General features: G+C 51.8%; 15 protein-coding genes. 5 read left to right on the top strand and 10 right to left on the bottom strand.

Annotated elements, in window-relative coordinates; all coding sequences use genetic code 11:
* Window positions 1-9 precede the first annotated feature (9 nt).
* The 7 genes from IAE30_RS01270 to IAE30_RS01240 form a co-directional block, all read right to left on the bottom strand.
* Entirely contained in the window at window positions 10-936 is a 927-nt protein-coding gene (locus tag IAE30_RS01270) for a carbohydrate ABC transporter permease (protein ID WP_231638519.1), read from the bottom strand.
* Between the two features lie 21 nt (window positions 937-957).
* Window positions 958-2,229 carry a sugar ABC transporter substrate-binding protein gene (locus tag IAE30_RS01265; protein ID WP_200677936.1) on the bottom strand — a complete coding sequence of 424 codons (1,272 nt, stop codon included), beginning with the start codon at window positions 2,227-2,229 and terminating at the stop codon, window positions 958-960.
* A 21-nt stretch (window positions 2,230-2,250) separates the two neighbouring features.
* Complete coding sequence (locus IAE30_RS01260; protein WP_200677934.1) at window positions 2,251-3,417, bottom strand: PLP-dependent transferase; 1,167 nt, start codon at window positions 3,415-3,417, stop codon at window positions 2,251-2,253.
* Window positions 3,404-4,114 carry a FadR/GntR family transcriptional regulator gene (locus IAE30_RS01255; protein WP_045815371.1) on the bottom strand — a complete coding sequence of 237 codons (711 nt, stop codon included), beginning with the start codon at window positions 4,112-4,114 and terminating at the stop codon, window positions 3,404-3,406. Before IAE30_RS01255 ends, IAE30_RS01260 begins: the two co-directional genes overlap by 14 nt.
* A 212-nt stretch (window positions 4,115-4,326) precedes the next feature.
* Window positions 4,327-4,683 (bottom strand): cupin domain-containing protein, encoded by a 357-nt coding sequence (locus IAE30_RS01250; protein WP_045815471.1) that lies wholly within the window; start codon window positions 4,681-4,683, stop codon window positions 4,327-4,329.
* 291 nt (window positions 4,684-4,974) lie between these two features.
* The gene (locus tag IAE30_RS01245) at window positions 4,975-5,742 is read right to left on the bottom strand and encodes an amino acid ABC transporter ATP-binding protein (protein WP_200677924.1); all 768 of its coding nucleotides are present in this window, start codon (window positions 5,740-5,742) and stop codon (window positions 4,975-4,977) included.
* Between the two features lies 1 nt (window position 5,743).
* The gene (locus IAE30_RS01240; protein ID WP_045815369.1) at window positions 5,744-6,394 is read right to left on the bottom strand and encodes an amino acid ABC transporter permease; all 651 of its coding nucleotides are present in this window, start codon (window positions 6,392-6,394) and stop codon (window positions 5,744-5,746) included.
* Between the two features lie 287 nt (window positions 6,395-6,681).
* Here IAE30_RS01240 and IAE30_RS01235 point away from each other — a divergent pair, with 287 nt between their 5' ends.
* Genes IAE30_RS01235 through IAE30_RS01225 form a run of 3 tightly spaced genes read left to right on the top strand, consistent with a single transcriptional unit; the run spans window position 6,682 to window position 9,435 of the window.
* Window positions 6,682-7,431: an ABC transporter substrate-binding protein gene (locus tag IAE30_RS01235; RefSeq protein WP_200677922.1), complete on the top strand. Its 750-nt coding sequence runs from the start codon at window positions 6,682-6,684 to the stop codon at window positions 7,429-7,431.
* Window positions 7,432-7,482: 51 nt separating this feature from the next.
* Window positions 7,483-8,088: a cupin domain-containing protein gene (locus tag IAE30_RS01230; RefSeq protein ID WP_200677920.1), complete on the top strand. Its 606-nt coding sequence runs from the start codon at window positions 7,483-7,485 to the stop codon at window positions 8,086-8,088.
* A gap of 18 nt (window positions 8,089-8,106) precedes the next feature.
* Entirely contained in the window at window positions 8,107-9,435 is a 1,329-nt protein-coding gene (locus IAE30_RS01225; protein ID WP_200677918.1) for an FAD-binding oxidoreductase, read from the top strand.
* Between the two features lie 103 nt (window positions 9,436-9,538).
* Here the strand turns inward: IAE30_RS01225 and IAE30_RS01220 are convergent, their stop codons facing one another.
* Both IAE30_RS01220 and IAE30_RS01215 read right to left on the bottom strand, forming a co-directional pair.
* Window positions 9,539-10,825 (bottom strand): PAS domain-containing methyl-accepting chemotaxis protein, encoded by a 1,287-nt coding sequence (locus tag IAE30_RS01220; protein WP_200677916.1) that lies wholly within the window; start codon window positions 10,823-10,825, stop codon window positions 9,539-9,541.
* A gap of 246 nt (window positions 10,826-11,071) precedes the next feature.
* Window positions 11,072-12,385: an MFS transporter gene (locus IAE30_RS01215; RefSeq protein WP_200537840.1), complete on the bottom strand. Its 1,314-nt coding sequence runs from the start codon at window positions 12,383-12,385 to the stop codon at window positions 11,072-11,074.
* A 509-nt stretch (window positions 12,386-12,894) separates the two neighbouring features.
* On the opposite strand from IAE30_RS01215, the gene IAE30_RS01210 reads away from it, so the two are divergent.
* Together IAE30_RS01210 and IAE30_RS01205 are read left to right on the top strand one after the other, a co-directional pair.
* On the top strand, window positions 12,895-14,865 hold the full coding sequence (locus IAE30_RS01210) for an autotransporter outer membrane beta-barrel domain-containing protein (protein ID WP_200678358.1): 1,971 nt from the start codon (window positions 12,895-12,897) through the stop codon (window positions 14,863-14,865).
* Between the two features lie 343 nt (window positions 14,866-15,208).
* Entirely contained in the window at window positions 15,209-17,065 is a 1,857-nt protein-coding gene (locus IAE30_RS01205; RefSeq protein WP_200677914.1) for a hypothetical protein, read from the top strand.
* Window positions 17,066-17,158: 93 nt separating this feature from the next.
* On the opposite strand, the gene IAE30_RS01200 is transcribed toward IAE30_RS01205, so the two are convergent.
* Entirely contained in the window at window positions 17,159-18,496 is a 1,338-nt protein-coding gene (locus IAE30_RS01200; protein WP_200537761.1) for a glycoside hydrolase family 10 protein, read from the bottom strand.
* Between the last annotated feature and the right edge of the window lie 63 nt (window positions 18,497-18,559).

The following is an 18,559-nucleotide window of genomic DNA, read 5'->3' as shown; positions in this document are numbered from 1 at the left end:
TTCGCCTCCTTATTTCAACAGTCGATGACGAATGCGCAGCAGAACCAGCGCGTAGCAGGTCATCAGCAGTAACAGAAACACCGCCATTGCCGAGGCATAGCCAAAATCGAGTTTGCGATAGGCGGTGGTGAAGATGTAGCTGGATAAAATCGAGGTGGATCCGGCGGGGCCACCGTCGGTCATTACCACGATCAGGTCGGCGAAGTTGGCAATCCAGATGGTACGCAGCATGACGGTAATGGCGATCATCGGTGCCAGGAAGGGCAGCGTAACGCGACAGAATTGTTGCCAGCCGCTGGCACCGTCAATCGAAGCCGCTTCATACAGATCTTTCGGGATGGATTGCAGAGCGGCCAGTAAGGTAATGGCAAAAAACGGGATGCCAAACCAGACGTTAGCAATGATGGGCCCCCACATGGCAAGCTGAGGATCGGACAAGATATTGTAAGGCTCGCTCAGTAATCCGAGGTCGCTGAGCCACTGTGGCAACGGGCCAACCACCGGGTTAAGCAGCCAGGACCAGGTCAGGCCGGAAAGAAAGGCGGGCACCGCCCAGGGCAGAAAGACCAGCGCCTGCACCCAGCGACGAAATCGAAACTCGCGGTTAAGCAGCAGCGCCAACGCCAAACCGAAGAAAAACTGCAACAGCAGTGAGCTGAGCGTCCAGTTCAGCGTGTGACCGAGCGCTTTAAAAAAGCGCCGATCGTCAAACATCTCGGCAAAGTTATCCCAGCCAATCCAACCGCTATCCATCGGATTGAGCAGGTTCATGCTCTGAAACGCGTAGGAAATGCCTATCGCCATCGGCACAAAAATAAACAAGGCGATCAGCAGCAGTCCCGGCGAAAGATAAAACCACGGCTCAGCCAACCGCAGCCAGCGCGTGTAGCGCGGGCGCGGTGAGCGGGCATCAAGTGAAGTCTCTAGCATCATCATTGTTCTCCGCGCGATCGGTGATTACTGCGTGGCGAGCCAGCTTTTCTGTTCTTTCGTCAGGTACTTAGCCCAGTCCTTCACCATGTCTTCGGTATCGTTTTCTCCTAGCAACGTCTCCTGGCTGCTCTCTTTTACAATCACTGAGTTGAAGTAACCCCAACCTTTTAAATGTGTGGGCATGGTTAATGGCACGTAGTTCGGATCGTTCAACTCTTTAAACCAGCCGGCAAACTGCGGGGTTTGATAGAAAGGATCCTGCTCGGCACCCTTATAAATTGGCAGGGTGCCGACAAATTTTGCCCATGCGAGGTTGTTGGTCTTATTGCTCAGGAAGGTGATCAGCGGCCAGGCGAGATCTTTTTGTTTACCCTGTTTGAACATCGCCCAGCCGGTATAGCCAATGGTGGGGAAGGCTTTACCTGATGGTCCGACAGGCATCGGCGCAACGGCGAAATCATCGGCGGCCATGCTGTTTTTAATCGCAATGAGTGCATCGGGATCCTGATCGAGCATGGCGCATTTACCGGAGTAGAAACCGGAGACGATTTCATTAAAGCCCCAGTTCACACTGTCTTTAGGCGCGCCGCCTTGTTTGTACATGTCGACCAGCAATTGCGCCCCTTTGATCGCGCCAGGCTGAGTAAGAGTGCTGTTGCCGGATTTATCAAAGAATTCCGCTGAGCCGTTCATCGCCGCCATAAACATCATCCAGGCATTGGTGCCGCCGACGCCGCCGCGCATACAATAACCGCTGATGCCGTTGCCCAACTGGCTGATGCGTTTAGCATCACTGGCAAACTCATCCATGGTTTTGGGTGGCTCGCTCAATCCGGCCTGCTGAAACAGTTTCTTATTCCAGAACAGGGCGCGCAGGTAGAAGCCGTAAGGGATCATCGTCGCTTTGCCATTGGCGGCACGCGCCATCGCCAGCGTTTTATCCGTTAATTGGGCGGTGCCATCCCAGTTCTTCAGGCGCGGTTCTAAATCTTCCAGCATGTTGTTGCTGGCATATAGCCCTTGCCAGGTGTCCGGCATTTCCACGACATCGGGCACTTGTCCGCTTTGCAACATGGTGCCTAATTTCTCAAACGCCTGACCCCACGGCAGCGAGATCAACTCAATTTCCGTGCCGGGATGCTGGGTTTTGTATTCGGTCAGCATCTTCTGCAGCAGTTCAGTGCGGGGCGGGCTGGTAATCACTTCCACCACGGTTAATTTTGCCGCCATACTGCTGAGTGCTGAACCCAATCCAATGGCTAAAACCAGTGCGTTAATAGCAAAACGAGTCGTCATTGCAGCTTCTCCTGGGAGTGATTATGCGCGGGTTGCGGTGGCAAGCGCCTGTTGCAGGTCGTTCCAAAGATCTTCGGTTTCTTCCAGCCCGATTGAGATGCGGATCAGACGTGGCGAAACGCCGAAATCAACGGCCGAGTTAAATTCGCTGGCTTGATTGATGACCGAAATGGCAGGCATCACCAGGCTCTCAAAACCGCCCCAACTCACACCCATATGGAAATAGTGCAAGGCGTTGCAGAAGGCGGGGATATCGATGTGTTCGGTCACTTCAAACGCAAACAGGCCACTGTAACCGCGCAGCGATGACCAGGATTTGGGGGACAAGCCGGGATGACACACTGCCGTAATCTGTGGATGGGCACTCAACTTTTGCGCCAGTTCCATGCCGCTTTGGTGATGTTGTTTCATGCGCAGCGGCAGCGTGCGCAGGCCGCGCATCAGCAGTGACGCTTCATGCGCCGACAGTTTGCCGCCGAGGAAGGGGCTGATGTGGCGTGCGATATTGCCAATGTGTTGCTGACTGGCAATCACCAGACCGGCCACGACATCACTGTGTCCGCTGATGTATTTCGAAGCCGAATGTACCACGATATCGATGCCGCACAGCAAAGGCTGTTGGAAAATCGGTGACGCCCAACTGTTATCGATAATCGTCACTGCGCCGGCATCCCCTGCCAGCGTGGCCAATTTATTCAGATCTAACTCGCTCATCACCCAACTCACCGGACTTTCCAGATAGAGCAGGCTGGCGCCCGGCAGTGCAGCGCGAATCGCGGCTTCATCATCACCATCGACGAACTCGGTGGTGATACCGAAACGCTGGCAGAAGCCGCGCAGGAAGCGATAAGTATCGGGATAGACGTGATTGACGCACACCACTTTTGCGCCGGGTTGCAGTACGCTGAGGATGGCATTGCTGATGGCGGCCATACCGCTGCCAAACGCCAGGCAAGCCTCGCCCCCTTCCAGTGCGGCCACTTTTTCCTGCAGTGCTCGAACCGTGGGATTATCGACGCGTGAATAGAGTGGTTGATCGCTTTCGCCGCGGAAGCGGGCAATCATGCTGTCGTAATCACTGAAGGTAAACAGCGATGATTGGTAGATTGGCGGAGTGACCGCGCCTTTTTCATAGCGTAAATCATGAGACAAAAGCGTTTGTTGCGAGAACGGTTTATCGTTTGGCATTGATGACATCCTTCATGTCGCGTTCAGTGATATCGAGAATCTGATGGCAAATGGCGCGCGCGGCTTCGCCATCACGCCGAGAAATGGCATTGAAGAGATCGCGGTGTAACGGGAAGGAGTCGGCAAACAGTGCCTGCTCCGGTGGTGATTCAAAAAAGGCGTGCATGCTGTCGTAAATGCCGTTCAGCATTTGCAGCAGAAGAGGGTTGCCTGAAGCGCGGTAAATGCTGGTGTGAAACGCCCAGTCTTCGGCACCGGCCGAGCCGACCGCCAGATGCACGCGCTCCATTTCTATCAATCGCTGTTCGATTTCCAGCAGGTCTTCGGCGCTTGCACGCTGTGCAGCGAGCACACAGGATTCGGATTCGATAATGCGACGGACCTCCAGTGCGTGCAGCATATTGGCGGAGTCGTTTTTGAATCGCAGCGAGAGGAAGCTGTCGTTGATGCCGACATCTGCCTGCAAAAACGTGCCGCTGCCTTTCTTTCGCAAAATGATGCCCAGTGCCTCCCAGCGTTTTAACGCCTCACGCACGGTGTTGCGGCTCACTCCGAGTTTCTCCGCCAGCTCGCGTTCAGGCGGTAAGCGACTCCCCGGTTGCGCGCCGGATTGCGCCATAAAACGCGTGAGTGCATCAAGAATCAGCGTGTCACTGCGCGGTGTCGTTATCGGTTGAAGCTCAAAAGGGGATTGCATAGCGCTGCCTTAATTGGTCCAACATCTCTACCAATTGCATAGCAAGGCGCGTGCCATTATTTTTATGCCTGATCTAATTGACGTTTCTGGGCAGTAATAAGCAGGAGATCTGAGTTTTGCTGGTGCAAGGAGAAACAATATGCACCGGAATGTCACAGCAAGGAGATAAAAAAGGCGCGAATTAACGCGCCCTCTTAATAAGCAGAAGCCAATTAGCTGGCATCAAAAATGACATACAGTTTGCGCATCGTGTTTTCAATGACCCAGGTCCCTTCAGTATTGGCTTCGAAGAAAAAGGAATCACCCGGTTTAAAATTCAGGGTTGCTTCGCCATCAGGGGTAAATGAACCTGTGCCGTTAAGAAAATGCATAATTTCAGCCTGTTTAACTGAGCGACGATAGGAACCTGCTGCACATTCAAATATACCGGTATCGATATCTTCTTTACCGGGAATCACTTTCTGGATACCGGAAAGCGCAATAGTGCCGCTGCCCGGTAAGCCTTCCACGCTGCCCCAGGGTTCCATTGTTTCAATTAAGGCTGGCTGTTCAATTTTTTGCACTTTCATCAGTTCTTTTTCCTGTAAGCAGTGACAAATAGCACTCACCACAACGGCAAAGTGCATTGGGGAATAAACTCAATTCAGATTAAGGGATTGCAGTAAAACCTGAGGGGACTTATTGCCGTGCAAATAACATATTTGAATGATTATTCGCACGGCTTTGGCAGAAACTTTTGGATGACCGGGATACATCAGGCTGCAGGTGTGTGGGTGACCTTCATAACGCCCCGGTCACTCACCTGAGTCGGTTCCTGCAGAACGCCTGACTGCACCTTGCATAAATAAGGGCATCATCGCTCAACTCAGCGTTTGGCAGCATGAACAGGGCTGCGCCACGGTATTGCCTAAGACACGACGCAGGAAATCTTGCGTGCGCGCTTCTTGCGGCCGCAACAGGAGGTTGTCAGCGGGACCTTGTTCTACAATCTGTCCGCTGTGCAGGAAGCAGACGCGATCGGCCACTTCACGAGCGAACTGCATCTCATGGGTGACCACGATCATGGTCATCCCTTCACGGGCGAGATTGCGCATGACCTGCAGCACTTCACCCACTAATTCGGGATCAAGTGCGGAGGTGGGCTCATCAAATAAAATCGCTTTGGGCTGTAGGGCCAGCGTGCGGGCAATCGCCACGCGCTGTTGCTGTCCGCCGGATAACTGGGCTGGCCATGCGTTGATTTTCTCAGCCAGCCCCACCATTGCCAGAAAGTTTTTGGCGCGCTTTTCCGCTACGTTGCGGGATTCACCGTTGACGTGAATCGGACCCTCCATCACGTTTTCCAGCACGCTGCGATGCGGGAAGAGGTTGAAACGCTGAAACACCATGCCAATCTGACGCCGCAGATCGTTAATGCTCTTATGCTTATTGTTGACGCGCTGGCCGAGCACGGTAATGTCGCCGCCTTCATAAGTTTCAAGGCCGTTGATGCAACGCAGAATGGTTGATTTACCTGAACCCGAAGGGCCAATCAGGCAAACCACTTCGCCTTCGCTGACTTTGAAACTCACGCCTTTCAGCACCTCAATGGGGCCGAATTTTTTGTGTACTTCATGAATTTCAATCATCTCAAGCCCCTTTAATTTGACGTTTTTCCAGCTTTTTGGTGAGTGCCAGCAGCGGCAGGCAAAGCACCAGATATAACAGCGCCACCAGCGTATACACCGTGGTGTTATCAAATGTCGAGGCGGCAATCAGTTGACCCTGACGTGTCATTTCCGTCACCGCAATGGTCGAAGCCAGCGCAGAGTCCTTGAGCATCATTACGAGCGTATTGCTGAACGGAGGTAAGGCAACATGGAAAGCCTGAGGCAGCACCACGCGGCGCATGGCTTTGCCATAACTCATACCCATTGATCGCGCGGCTTCAAGCTGCCCGCGATCAACCGATTCAATGCCGGACCGAAATATTTCAGCGATATAAGTGGAAAAGCAAAAGGCGATACCAATGACACTGGCCTGAAACGAAGTGAGGGTGATGCCAATATCCGGGAAGACAAAGTAGATATAAAACAGCACCACAATCATCGGCAGACCACGCGTGATGTTAATGATGGTGGCGATCGGCCATGAAATGATTTTCCACGGACACATTTTGGCTGCGGCAAAAATCAACCCCAATGGCGTACTGATTATCAGAGACAAAAGGGTGATATAGATCGTCATTTCAGCCCCTTTCAATAAAAAGGGCAGATACTGGTGGATGCTGCTCCAGTCCATTTTGTTCTCCTGGCTTGTAGTGTCACCCTAAAATCAGGCGATAAATTCATTATAATGAATATCGTTGATAGCAAATCGCTGTCAATCATTACTCTCATGACAGAGATAGCATTTACTTATTACGCTCATACGAACAAGCTATAGGTGTGATATTTAGTCAAATCAAAGGCTTTATTGTTATTTTGTGAGTTGGCGCATTTTCATTAAATAAATCGTTGACAGCTGGTGTGCAATTTTCATTATAGTGAAAAAGAGCTTATCCCTTTCATTGCACCCAGGAGTGAGTCATGTCTGCTATTCGTTCCCCGTTGATGATCCTCGGCCTTACGGCTGCGTTGAGTTTCAATGCCAGTGCAGCGGTGTTAACCGCGGGTTCACCGCCATCGAGTGCACCCACTACCTTCCTCAATACCCAAACGGGCAAGATTGAGGGTTTTATGCCGGATGTGGCCGCAGAAGTGGCTAAACGTGAGCATTTGGACATCCAATACAGCGCAATCCCTTTTTCCACGCTGATACAATCTGTTATCGCCGGAAAGATTGACATGATAGTGGCGGGAATGACGCCGACTGAAGAGCGCGCAAAACGCATTACGTTCTCACAACCGGTGACGGCTTTTGGCGCGGGATTGATCGTGCGGGATGACAATAAAAAAGCTTATAACTCCTGGCAGGATCTTAAGGGTGAAGTGGTGGGCACCATGGCCGGCACCGATTATACCCAAAGCCTGATGGCCATCGGCATTGCGAAAGAAGTGAAGGTCTACGACAGCCCTGCGGATATGACGCGAGATTTGTCACTGGGTCGCGTGGCGGCCGGATTAAATGACTATCCGATATTAAAAGCGCAGGAAAAAGCGGGTGGACTAAAAGGCATGCATGTCGTGGACGGCTATAAACCGGAGCATGTTTCCCCAATGGCGTTTGGCCTGAAGAAAGGCAACGATGCGTTAATGGCGCAGATCAACAGCGCGTTAACCAGTATGAAAGAGGATGGCACGTTGCAGACGATTAAAACCAAATGGGGCATGCCCTGATTGATGACACCCTTAAGCTCAGCTGACATGATTGCGAATGGAATTCAGCAGATGAAAAAAGAATCGAGCATGAAAGGGGAATTCGGCGCTCAGGAAGCGGATATCGGCTCCCGCGTCAAACGTGTGCGCAAGGCGCGGAATATGACCATCACTGAGCTGGCGCTGCTGGCGAATGTTTCCGCTGGCGCGATCAGTCAGATCGAACGCAATCTGACGAATCCGACGGTGCGTGTGCTGGAACAACTGCGTCTGGTCTTAAAAGTCCCCCTTTCGGCCTTTTTGGAAGAGGCCGAAGCTCACACTCATGGTGCTGAGCATTATGTCCGGCGCGCCGCGGAACGCCCGCACTTTAACGTGGGTAAACAGGGAATTTCAAAACAGATGCTTTCCCCCTCGGGCGACCATGATTTGCAGTTTATGTTTATCAATATCCCGGCAGGCGTGCAGTCTGCTGAGATGTTAATGGGGAAGGGGGAAAAAGCAGGTTTAGTGATGGCGGGTGAACTCACGCTGGAGATTGACGGTGACACCGTGCTTTTGACACCCGGTGACAGTTTTCAATTCCAGAGCCATCTACCGCACAACATTTTTAACCCGACGTCCAGTGACGCCACTGTGTTGTGGATCATGCATATTTCCTCTGAGCAACATTTATAAAGGTCAGGATTGAACATCATGCGCATCAACGTGAATACCGTAGCAGACAGTGAAACTTTCCCCAGCGCGGTGGATGTCATCGTCATCGGCGGCGGGATTATCGGCACTTCCGTCAGTTATGAACTGGCAAAGCAGGGCGTTTCCGTGGCGCTGTTTGAAAAAGGCGTGATTGGCGGTGAGCAGTCGGGACGCAACTGGGGCTGGGTCCGCCAGCAGAATCGCGATCTGTATGAGCTGCCGATGGCGATACGCAGTTTGCAGCGTTGGGAAGCGTTGAGCGGTGAAATCGGACTCGATCTTGGCTTTAGCCGCCAGGGAATCACCTACGGCACGCTGAGTGAAGCAGATGTGGCGCGCTGGGAAGCCTGGGGCAAGCAGGCGAAACAAATCGGGTTTGTCAGCCATTTATTGACGGGCAGAGAGACGCGCGAGCGCATTGGCGAACAGGCCCAATGGGTGGGCGGCGTGTGGTCACCGAGCGATGCGCGTGCTGAACCCTCCATGGCCGCCCCGGCAATCGCCACGGGCGCGAAAAATCTGGGGGCTTCGGTGCATCAACACTGCGCGGTGCGTGGATTGGACATCAGTGGCGGGCGCGTCACCGGTGTCTGGACCGTGCGCGGCTTAGTGAAAGCGAACCGGGTGATCTGCTGTGGTGGTGCCTGGAGTTCACGTTTCTGCAAACAGTACGGTGTTGAACTGCCGAGCGCCAATATTTTGGGTACAGCGTTTAAAACCACGGTGGCGCCGGAAGTGATTAAAGGGTGTCTGAGTATCGGCGGATTATGCATTCGCCGTCGTCAGGATGGCAGTTACACCGTGGCACTCTCCGGACGTGGGCAGATCGATCTGGCGCCGCAAAATATCCGCTATGCCACCAAATTTTATCCGATGTATCGCAGCAAAATTGCCAAAAAACTCAAAGTGCGTATCAACGGTTCTTTCTTTAATGGTCCGGAAGCCGCTGGCTCCTGGTCAAATCAGAGCTTATCGCCATTTGAAAAGATCCGTGTACTCGATCCCGCCGGCGATCCGTCGATTGTGCAGGAAGCGATGCAACTGCTGGTTCAGTTTTACCCGGAACTTGCCGGGATCAAAGTGGATCATGCCTGGGGAGGCTGGATCGACACCACGCCTGATTTGGTGCCCGTGATTGATGAGATGGATACGGTACCGGGCCTGTTTATCGCCTCTGGCTTCAGTGGCCATGGTTTCGGCATCGGTCCTGGAGCGGGCTTATTGTGCGCGCAGATGGTGAATAACCAACCGCTGTTTACGGATGCTGAACCTTACAGTCTGGCGCGCTTTGCCAAAGGCAATGCGATTCGCGAACCGCAGATGATGTAAAAGCCTGTTAGATACTGAGCGATCGTGGCATCGGTTACGCCATGCGCGGTTAAAAGTGAAAGGCGGCCTTCAGGCCGCCTGGTCATCGCTAATGGGTGATCACCTAAACATCCAGTCGATGAATGACATTCACAAACTCATGCACACCACTGTTTATTTCACGCAGGCTGCGCGATAGCACGCTGATTTTATCTTGCTCAGTCACCACGAACTGTTTCACTTCGCTTAACTGCTGCTCCATTTGATGAATCAGCATGGCGTTGTGCTCCACGACCTGAGTAATCTTTTTGGTTGCGCTGGAGGTGGACGCCGCCAGACGCCGCACTTCATCCGCTACCACACTAAATCCACGACCCGCTTCACCCGCGCGCGCGGCTTCAATCGCGGCATTTAACGCCAGGATATTGGTTTGTGAGGCAATCAGATTGATGGTTTCCACCACTTCGTTGATGCTTTTGGCCGAGGCATTTAACTGTGTGCCAATATCGGTTGCGGCATTGACCTGCACGGCCACCAGACCGGAGTTGCGGATGGTTTCATCCAGCACTTCGTTGGCGTTATCGGTTATTTGCGAAGTTTGTTCTGAGGTGGTGAGGGCAATATCAGCGACCCGTTTTGCCGCTTCAACCCGCGTGGTGATATCGGAAGCAATTTTGATCACTTTGTACACTTTGCCGTCGGCATCAAACACCGGATTGTAGCTCGCCTCCAGCCAGATACGTTCGCCTGCGGCGGTCTTCCGCTCAAAGCGCCCGACAAAGTGTTGTCCCTTAGCGATTTTGCGCCAGAACTCGGGATTCTCACGGTAAAAGTTATCGAAACAGAACAAGCGATGATGCTGACCGACAATCGTTTTCAGCTCGTAACCCATGTGTGTCAGGAAGTTCGCGTTGGCTGTCAGAATAAGGCCATCGGGGGTGAATTCAATGACGGCCATGGAGCGGTCGAGTCCGGTGATCACCGCCTCTTTGTGCTCGAGTTCTTCATGGCGGGCAGTGATATCACTGGCGACTTTAATCACCTTATAAACTTTGCCCTTGTCATCGCTCACCGGGAAGTACGTTGCGCTCAGGTAGAAACGTTGGCGTTGTTTATTAAAGCGCTCAAAGATGCCGGTGACGGATTCACCTGAGGCCAGCGTCTGCCAAAAAGCAAAGTACTCCGATGACTGACTGTAAGCCGGGCTGCAGAAAATGCGATGATGTTGTCCCTGAATCTCATGCAGGTTGTAGCCGGTTACCTCAAGAAATTGCGGGTTGGCGCTGAGGATTTCACCGCTGGGCGAAAACTCAATCCATGCCACATGTAGTTTGATTGCATTGATATCTTTGAGTACATCGCCACTTTTATAAAATGGCAGAGAAAGGCTGGATTTCTTCACCCCAAACATGTGTGACCTCAGGCGATATTATGTCATTGAACATAATGCGTGCAGCTTTTGCCGCTCCGCTGAATTTCCACAGCCGAACACTCTATCTTGCGAATGTGTTTCTCTGCGCGCACGCAGGCTGGGGGTATTGAGTTATCGCTGCCTGATGTTGAAATAAACGGACCGCTTGCGGTCCGCTTTGGTAAAGGTAGCTTAATTATCGGCGCGGTTTCCAGAACATTTAACTAAAATGCATGAAAAAGCGTTTCACTTGCCAGACTGCGGATAGGCAAGGGTTTTCAACCGATCATTTGGTGGTCGCGAGACGATAATGCCAATCACACCCCCCGCGATCAGGGCCAGCGCCACCACCAGTAAACCTGAATGATAACTATGGGTCATATCCTTGAGTTTTCCCAATACGGGTGGCAATCCCAAACCGACAAAGTTGGCGACCGTATTGATAAAGGCGATAGAGGCAGCGGCCGCCACGCCCGCGAGTTTTTCGGTCGTGACCGCCCAGAAAATCGGCGTCAGCGCAAAGTTGAAACCCACTGTCAGTACCAGCAGCAGATAGGCCACCCAGAGATTTGCTGTGAAGATCGCTGTGGCCAATGCCAGCCCAGAAAGAATCAATGGCAAGCCTAAATGCCAACTGCGCTCGCGTGTTCTGTCAGAGTGACGGCCGTTCAGATACATGAATAAGCACGCCATGATGAAAGGCACTGCCGAGAGCAGGCTGATCACGAAATCGCTCTGTTCTGCCGCCATGCTTTTGATAATCAGCGGCATAAACAGGGTGATGCCAATGGATCCAAATGCCTGCAGAAACCACACCAGGCTTAGCAGCAGTACCGTTTTATCTTTCAGCGCACTTAACCAGGAATGATTCTTTCCGATCGCCACGTCAGCATTGTCTTGCTGCAGACGGTCACGCAGCCAGGATTTTTGTTGCGAGTTTAACCACGGAGCCTGCTCAGGCGAGTCGGGCAGGCGCCATAACACCAGGCAACCGAGAATCAGCGCGGGAATGCCTTCCAAAGCAAACAACCAACGCCAACCCGCAATATCTGCGATTCCATGCATGTTTAATATCGCACCCGAAACTGGCAAACCAATAATGGATGCGCTGACTGAACCCATGTAGAAAAACGACATGGCACGAGCGCGATTGCTTTTGGGAAACCAGCATGCAATGTAATAAATAATACCAGGTGCAAAACCCGCCTCGGCCATACCTAATAAAAAACGCATCACATAGAGTTGATTGGCGGTGTGCACCAGTGCCATGCCGGTGCTGACGATGCCCCAGGTGATCATAATGCGCGCTATCCAGCGACGCGCGCCCACTTTGGTCATGATCACATTGCTGGGAATTTCGAAAAGAATATAAGAGATATAAAACATCCCGACGCCCAAGCCATACATGCTGGTTGTGAGACCGAGATCGGCATTCATCTGAAGTGCCGCGATAGAGATATTGGTCTTATCGAGATTGGCAACGAAATAACAGATAACGATAAAAGGGATAATTTTACTGTTCAATTGTTTAAGGGTAGAGGCATATAAATCGTTGCTCATCATAACGACCTCGTCATCGGTTTGGCCTTTTTCAGGCAGCAGCCATACTGCCCGCCAGGCATGCAGGTAAATAAGATGGAGTGATTGTTTTTATTGTTGGTATGACTAAAAACTGGCGCAGAATTAAATAATGATGTCGGAATCATTGTAGTACAGTGAAAATGGATTGTACTACAATATAGATCACAAAATGAGAGGAAAGGTTAAAGCTTCAAATCCTAATACTTCTATGCCGAAACCTCGCCTGGCCGCTCTATCAAAAAAGATTCGCTAAATCAGAGAATTACTGTGAGCGAGGTTAAAATCTCAAAAATGCCTGCCGTAATCTTCTGTGCGCAAACTGGTATTACCTTCCATAACTGGCTACACCTTAAACGTCCTTGTTATCTCTTTAGCTTCTTTTGCATCTTTGATGCGACCTTGCTGGCTTGCGTAGCTGCGATGTTATTGCGCAAGACTGACCTTTGAATCGCCAGACTTTTTCTGTCTGGCTCATCACGGAGTAGATGATGATAAAACGTCAATCCGCACTCTCCCTTGTCGCGATAGCGACCTTAAGTACTTTGATGGCAACACCCTACGCTAAGGCGTGGGACAGCTTAACCGTCTTTGGCGATAGCCTGAGCGACGGTGGCAATATTGGGCGTTTTACCGCCGACGGCGCGCAGCATCCGCTCTACGATGAAATTTTGGCTGCGCACCTGGGCGAAAATCTGCAGCCTTCAACGTTGGGTGGCAGCAACTATGCACAAGGTGGTGCTGTGGCAGTACCTGCACTGGATCCTGATTTGAATACGCAGGATCAGTTGGCGGCTTATCTGCAATCTACGGGAGGGCGCGCTGACAGCAACGGCTTGTATATTCACTGGGTCGGCGCGAACGACATTGCCGCCGCGGTCACCAATCCGCTGACCGCACGTGAAACCATCAGCAACAGTGCAATTTCTGCGGCTTCTCAGGTCAAAACACTACTGGATGCGGGGGCCGGTGCGGTTATCGTGCCGAACGTTCCGCAATTGGGGCTGACGCCCTACATGGTGCAACTCGTGTTGCGAACGTTTGGAACATCAGCCATGGTCGCGGCTTTTCAGTCGCTCGATAACGCGGCAACACCGGATGTTGCTGCCCGTCAACAGGCGGTGAAAGATGCCTTCACGGTTGCCGCCGGACAAATTTCGGGCATCCCCGCAGTGCGTGATGCGCTGGCTCAGCAGCTTTACGACGCCTGGCAAACGCTCAGCACTCAGGTCACTGCTCTCTCTGATGGCTACAATCAGCAGGAAGAAGCCCAGCTGGCCGCGTTGAAGGGCAATATCGTCCGGGTGGATATCGCTGGACTGTTTAGCGAGGTGGTCGCCAACCCGGGACGTTATGGTTTGACCAACACCATCGGTATTGCCTGTCCGGTAGGCACCTCAGCAGATGAATGCCACTCTTCTGATGCCGGTTTTAGCACCGCACAAGATTATCTGTTTGCCGATCGCTTGCATCCCAGTCCGGCCGTCCACGCCATGCTGGCGGATTATATTCAGTCTATCCTCGATGCCCCGGCGCAGGTGGCGGCTCTGTCGCAATCCACGACGCTGATGGCGCAAGACATGCACAATACGCTGGATGGGCATTTGCAACAGCAGCGACAGCAACCGGCCAGCGCGGGTCAGTTCACGGTGTTTGGCGGTTACGCAGGGCAACACGTCGATTATCAAGGTGATGCCTGGAGCAACGGTGATGCAAACACCACCAATCTGACGTTGGGGATCGGCTATCAGCTGACCGATAACTGGCAAACCGGTTTGCTGTTCTCAAACAGCAATCAGCGCATGAATCCTTCCTCAAACTATGACTATAAGCTGCGCGGTAATCTGGTGGCACTCTACAGTCAGCTTACTTTGTTCGATCAAGGATGGATCAACGCCGATCTCCACTATGCCGATCTCGATTTCGATAGTATTGAGCGCAACATCAACATCGGCCCAGCCACCCGGACTGAGCAAGGCAGCAGCAGCGGTAAATTAATGGGCATGCGGGTACAAACCGGCTGGGATTTACCCTTGGGGAACCATATTACGACCGGTCCGGTAGCCAGCTATGCGTTGGATTATGGTCGCGTGGGTGGCTATCAGGAAAATGGCAATACCAGTACTTCAATGCGTTATTCGGACCAAACACTTCATTCGCAGATAGGTTCAGTCGGCTGGCGTATTGATAGCCGGGAGTGGGTGATCAATCCCTGGGCGCAGGTGAGCTATTACCATCAGTTTGGTGACACGGATGCCACCGTGCGTGCGGGTTTGAAATCCACCCAAACCTCGTTTGAACGGACGGTGGAAGCCGGGGATAAGAACTGGCTTGACGTGGCGGTGGGGGCCAATGTGCCGTTGGGCGATACGGTCAATGCCTTTGCTGGGGTGTCCACCGTCGCCAGTAACAGCGATTACCATCAGGTGACCTGGAACGTCGGGGTTAATGCCACATTTTAGGATGATGTGCCAGCAAGTCGGGGCTTGCTGGCGCCGCTTTAGCTTCACTTAACCTTCATAAATAAGAAAATGAAACAGTTACCGGCTTAAGGTATTCGACCGAAATCTTACGTCAGGTGGTCATTTTTTGCGGCCGCGATAAGTAATAATATTCCTACGATTATTCTGTAAAATTTCGCCATACCGCTGCGCTTTCTTTCAGCAATCATGGTCTTGTTGTATCTCATCTATCAATGGGATAGTAAACGCCTCTATTTACACTGGTCCGCATCAACATATTAACTATCAGCTACTTATACTCCATGGGTGCCGTTATTTTCTCTTAATATTTAAGGGGTCCACCATGGTAAATACGTCCAATAACACCTCACCGCAAAATGCCGTCAACGCCTCAACCGGTACCGTTGTGCAGTTAAAAACCATTGATGAATTACGGGCTACTGAACCGACATCCGCCGGGGAAATCGCTTCGGTGCTGGAGTACACCAAAGGCAGCAAAATGGGCGGGGGGGTGTTTGTTTATGACGCCACTGATAGCACCAGTGAAGATGATGGCGGAATTGTTTTTATCACTGCCGGCAAAAAGCGCTGGAAGCGTGTCATACAGGACTACAGCACTGTCACCGTGCTGGATTTTGGTGCGATTGCCGATGGCAAGACCGATTGTATTGCAGCCGTAAAACGCATGTATAACTGGTCGCAGCGCGTGCTGCCCGCAGCCGGCATCCGCTTTACGGCTGGGGTGTTTAGCATGTCCACTTTTGACATCTCAAAAACAGAAATTAACCGTTTTAAAGTCTCGGGTGCCAACGTCAACTTTGGCTACTTCCCGACGACCACGTTGGTATTTAACTGGAATACCCAGCCCAGAGGACTTCATTTTTTTAAAGTGAATGCGCGCTATGCAGAGATATCGGGCATTGTGGTGAAAGGCATGAGCTCTAATAGCGGCGGAGACGGCGGTACGGCATTTAATAAAGTCGGTTTTTACGCCAACATTATAACCGGCGGGCAGTTTCTACGCGTGAGCAGTATGGAGTTTCGCTATCTGGGCGGGCGAGCGTTGGATCTTATTGATACGCTGGATTGTAAGATTGATCAGTTTTATTCCAGAGGGTGTCAGGACAGCATTGTGTATGCGCGCTGGTCTGACCGTGAAGCAGGTGCCTGGGACCACAGTACGGCCATAGAATTATCCAACTTCAATTTGCAAGAAAATACCCTGAAGCCAGTTTTGGATTTACCGCGCTGCACCCAATCTTTTATTCGTAACGGCTGGATTGAACATTCAGAATTTGCCGGAGATTTAACCAATGGCCAGTGGGTGATTGAGGGGCTGGCAATTGAATCGACGACTAACCCGCTAAAATTAGGTTATTGTCGCGCGTTGATCATTCAAAAAAGTATTCATAATCAAAGCGCCGGGTTTGATTACAGCACCACAGGTATTGAACCCTGGTCACTGCTGGCAGAAGGTGATCGCGGGCTGATGGAAATATCGGATTGGGGTGCCATCATTCAGGGATCGCTAAACTACGATTACATTACCTCTCAACACCACATGGATAACCGCAGCGATAAAGAGAAATGGTTTTATATTGGCGAATTTAATTTCTCCGATGAAGGCACGCAGATTCACGTACGTGTGGTGGGCACATCGCAAATATTATCGCAAAGCGCCACGCAAACTCAGCACTCTGGACGAACCCCGGAAGGGGTGGCCAATATTTACCTTCAGGCGCGCAATAGTGCCAATACCATTGGCAGCTGGTATGGCGAAGGCTCATGTCCGGTGACCAAAGTGCACATTGAAGGTGGTGCCACTCGCACTAAGCTTTACGTTAAATTGGCGCAATTCACCGGTTTTGCCACCGCGCAGGTGGAAACGAACGGCAAGGATCGGTACAAGGCGGGATTATGTTTTATCTTCCGTAAAAGCTATACCGCCTGTTCAGAAGCCGATGCGCAAAAGTTTGATGCAGCCCCTGTGGTGGCTTTCGAACAGCACTGGATTGGCAATGAAAAGGTGGGGTTTGGCTACAACAACGATAAGGAGTTGCTGTTAAATGGAACGGTTATCACTGGTCAGCCTGAAGAGTACGAACCGGGAAAATGGCGTACCCGGCGTTATTTGAAAGTCCGGGTGAATGGCAACGAATGGAGTATTCCTTTAAATAGTGCAACAGAGCCGTATATCTGAAGAGAAGCCAGCAACGGACGTTGCTGGCGTATTTTTCATCAAAGTAAGTTGGATGAGGTATACCGGAATAGACGGTAGCGCGTTGCTCGAAAATCAACTTCCCCAACGGCTGCGTAAATAATTTACCGCCTGCTGTGTTTGCGGTTGATTAAGGTAGTTTTCGCGGAACAGAATAGTGCCGTTAATTTGTGGCACAGAGTCATTGAGGTCGAGCTGTTTTTTCAGTTCCGGTACACCGCCATTAATGGTCCAGTCTGGTTCCATTTTGGAGGTTTCGCCGACTTTATACAGCGCCACACCGATATAGAGCTTGGTATGCGTGGGTTTCACCACGTTGGCCCACCAGTTAGCGAGCACATCGTAACGTGCAGCCTGGCGTGAAAATGGCCAGTAAATCTGCGGCGCGATGTAATCCAGCAGGCCCATCTGCACCCATTTACGAGTATCCGCGTAGGCTTCATCGTAAGCCGCCGCGCCGCGCGTGTCTGATCCCGCAGGATCGTGTGACAGGTTGCGCCAAACGCCGGCAGGGCTGACACCAAATTCGACATGCGGTTTTAGCTGTTTAATGGTGCGAGAGACTTGCTCAATCAGCTGTTGAGTATTGTGGCGTCGCCAGTCCGCTTTTGAGGCATAGCCCTGACCATACTGGCGAAATGTCGCGCTGTCATTCAGCGTTGAGCCGGGCGATTCCGCGTAGAAATAGTCATCAAACTGCACGCCATCGATATCGTAATGCGCAACGACCTCCGCCACGATGCTGGTGATCCAGTCACGGGCATCGGGAATACCCGGATCTAACACAAAGCGGTCACCGGCGGTGCGAATCCAGTCTCGATGGAGCACAAAAACGCTGGCTGGATGCAGGGAGAGTGTGCTGTTGAGTTCTGCCACCGTCGAGGGTTTCACGTTGGTGGAAACGCGATAAGGGTTAAACCACGCATGCACTTTGATACCGCGTTTGTGCGCTTCATCCAGCATAAACTGTAGCGGATCGTAACCGGGATCTTCCCCAATCTTTCCGGTCATCATATCTGACCAGGGCAAAATTTTAGAGCGCCACAGCGCAGTGCCGTCCGGTTTCACCTGGAAAAAGACGGTATTAATGCCGAGACTTTTGAGTTTATCCAGCTTATCGGTCAGCGCCTTTTGTTGCTGGCTAATGCGATTTGCCGGGCTGGCATTTACTGAGGCTATGGGGGGCCAGTCAAGACGCGACACCGTGGTGAGCCACACACCTCGCACCGGTTCTGCGCTGACAGCGGGCTGAACAGGATGCGGTTTCGGCGTCACTGTCGGGAATGGGGTGACCAGTGATTTAGGCGGCTCGGAACTGCAGCTGGCTAAAAGCAGTGCAGCCAATAGCGTGGCCATTTTTTTCACGGGAGTCATACGGGGAAAACGCGCGGAACAGGCTATGATAAACTCCATTTTTTTCAATTTACTGTTCGAAGAGCCTCATTCTCTTCTCATCAGCTTTAAAGTCAATAAGAG

Source organism: Pantoea sp. S61, from assembly GCF_016625145.1.
In the GTDB taxonomy this organism is placed as follows: Bacteria; Pseudomonadota; Gammaproteobacteria; order Enterobacterales; family Enterobacteriaceae; genus Pantoea; species Pantoea rwandensis_B.
Note: the sequence above shows the minus strand (reverse complement) of the source record. Positions and strands in the feature narration are given on the sequence as shown.

Coding starts and splice junctions, on each gene's coding strand:
- IAE30_RS01270 (WP_231638519.1), bottom strand. CDS start 936: ATGATGATGCTAGAGACTTCACTTGATGCCCGCTCACCGCGCCCGCGC.
- IAE30_RS01265 (WP_200677936.1), bottom strand. CDS start 2,229: ATGACGACTCGTTTTGCTATTAACGCACTGGTTTTAGCCATTGGATTG.
- IAE30_RS01260 (WP_200677934.1), bottom strand. CDS start 3,417: ATGCCAAACGATAAACCGTTCTCGCAACAAACGCTTTTGTCTCATGAT.
- IAE30_RS01255 (WP_045815371.1), bottom strand. CDS start 4,114: ATGCAATCCCCTTTTGAGCTTCAACCGATAACGACACCGCGCAGTGAC.
- IAE30_RS01250 (WP_045815471.1), bottom strand. CDS start 4,683: ATGAAAGTGCAAAAAATTGAACAGCCAGCCTTAATTGAAACAATGGAA.
- IAE30_RS01245 (WP_200677924.1), bottom strand. CDS start 5,742: ATGATTGAAATTCATGAAGTACACAAAAAATTCGGCCCCATTGAGGTG.
- IAE30_RS01240 (WP_045815369.1), bottom strand. CDS start 6,394: ATGGACTGGAGCAGCATCCACCAGTATCTGCCCTTTTTATTGAAAGGG.
- IAE30_RS01235 (WP_200677922.1), top strand. CDS start 6,682: ATGTCTGCTATTCGTTCCCCGTTGATGATCCTCGGCCTTACGGCTGCG.
- IAE30_RS01230 (WP_200677920.1), top strand. CDS start 7,483: ATGAAAAAAGAATCGAGCATGAAAGGGGAATTCGGCGCTCAGGAAGCG.
- IAE30_RS01225 (WP_200677918.1), top strand. CDS start 8,107: ATGCGCATCAACGTGAATACCGTAGCAGACAGTGAAACTTTCCCCAGC.
- IAE30_RS01220 (WP_200677916.1), bottom strand. CDS start 10,825: ATGTTTGGGGTGAAGAAATCCAGCCTTTCTCTGCCATTTTATAAAAGT.
- IAE30_RS01215 (WP_200537840.1), bottom strand. CDS start 12,385: ATGAGCAACGATTTATATGCCTCTACCCTTAAACAATTGAACAGTAAA.
- IAE30_RS01210 (WP_200678358.1), top strand. CDS start 12,895: ATGATAAAACGTCAATCCGCACTCTCCCTTGTCGCGATAGCGACCTTA.
- IAE30_RS01205 (WP_200677914.1), top strand. CDS start 15,209: ATGGTAAATACGTCCAATAACACCTCACCGCAAAATGCCGTCAACGCC.
- IAE30_RS01200 (WP_200537761.1), bottom strand. CDS start 18,496: ATGGAGTTTATCATAGCCTGTTCCGCGCGTTTTCCCCGTATGACTCCC.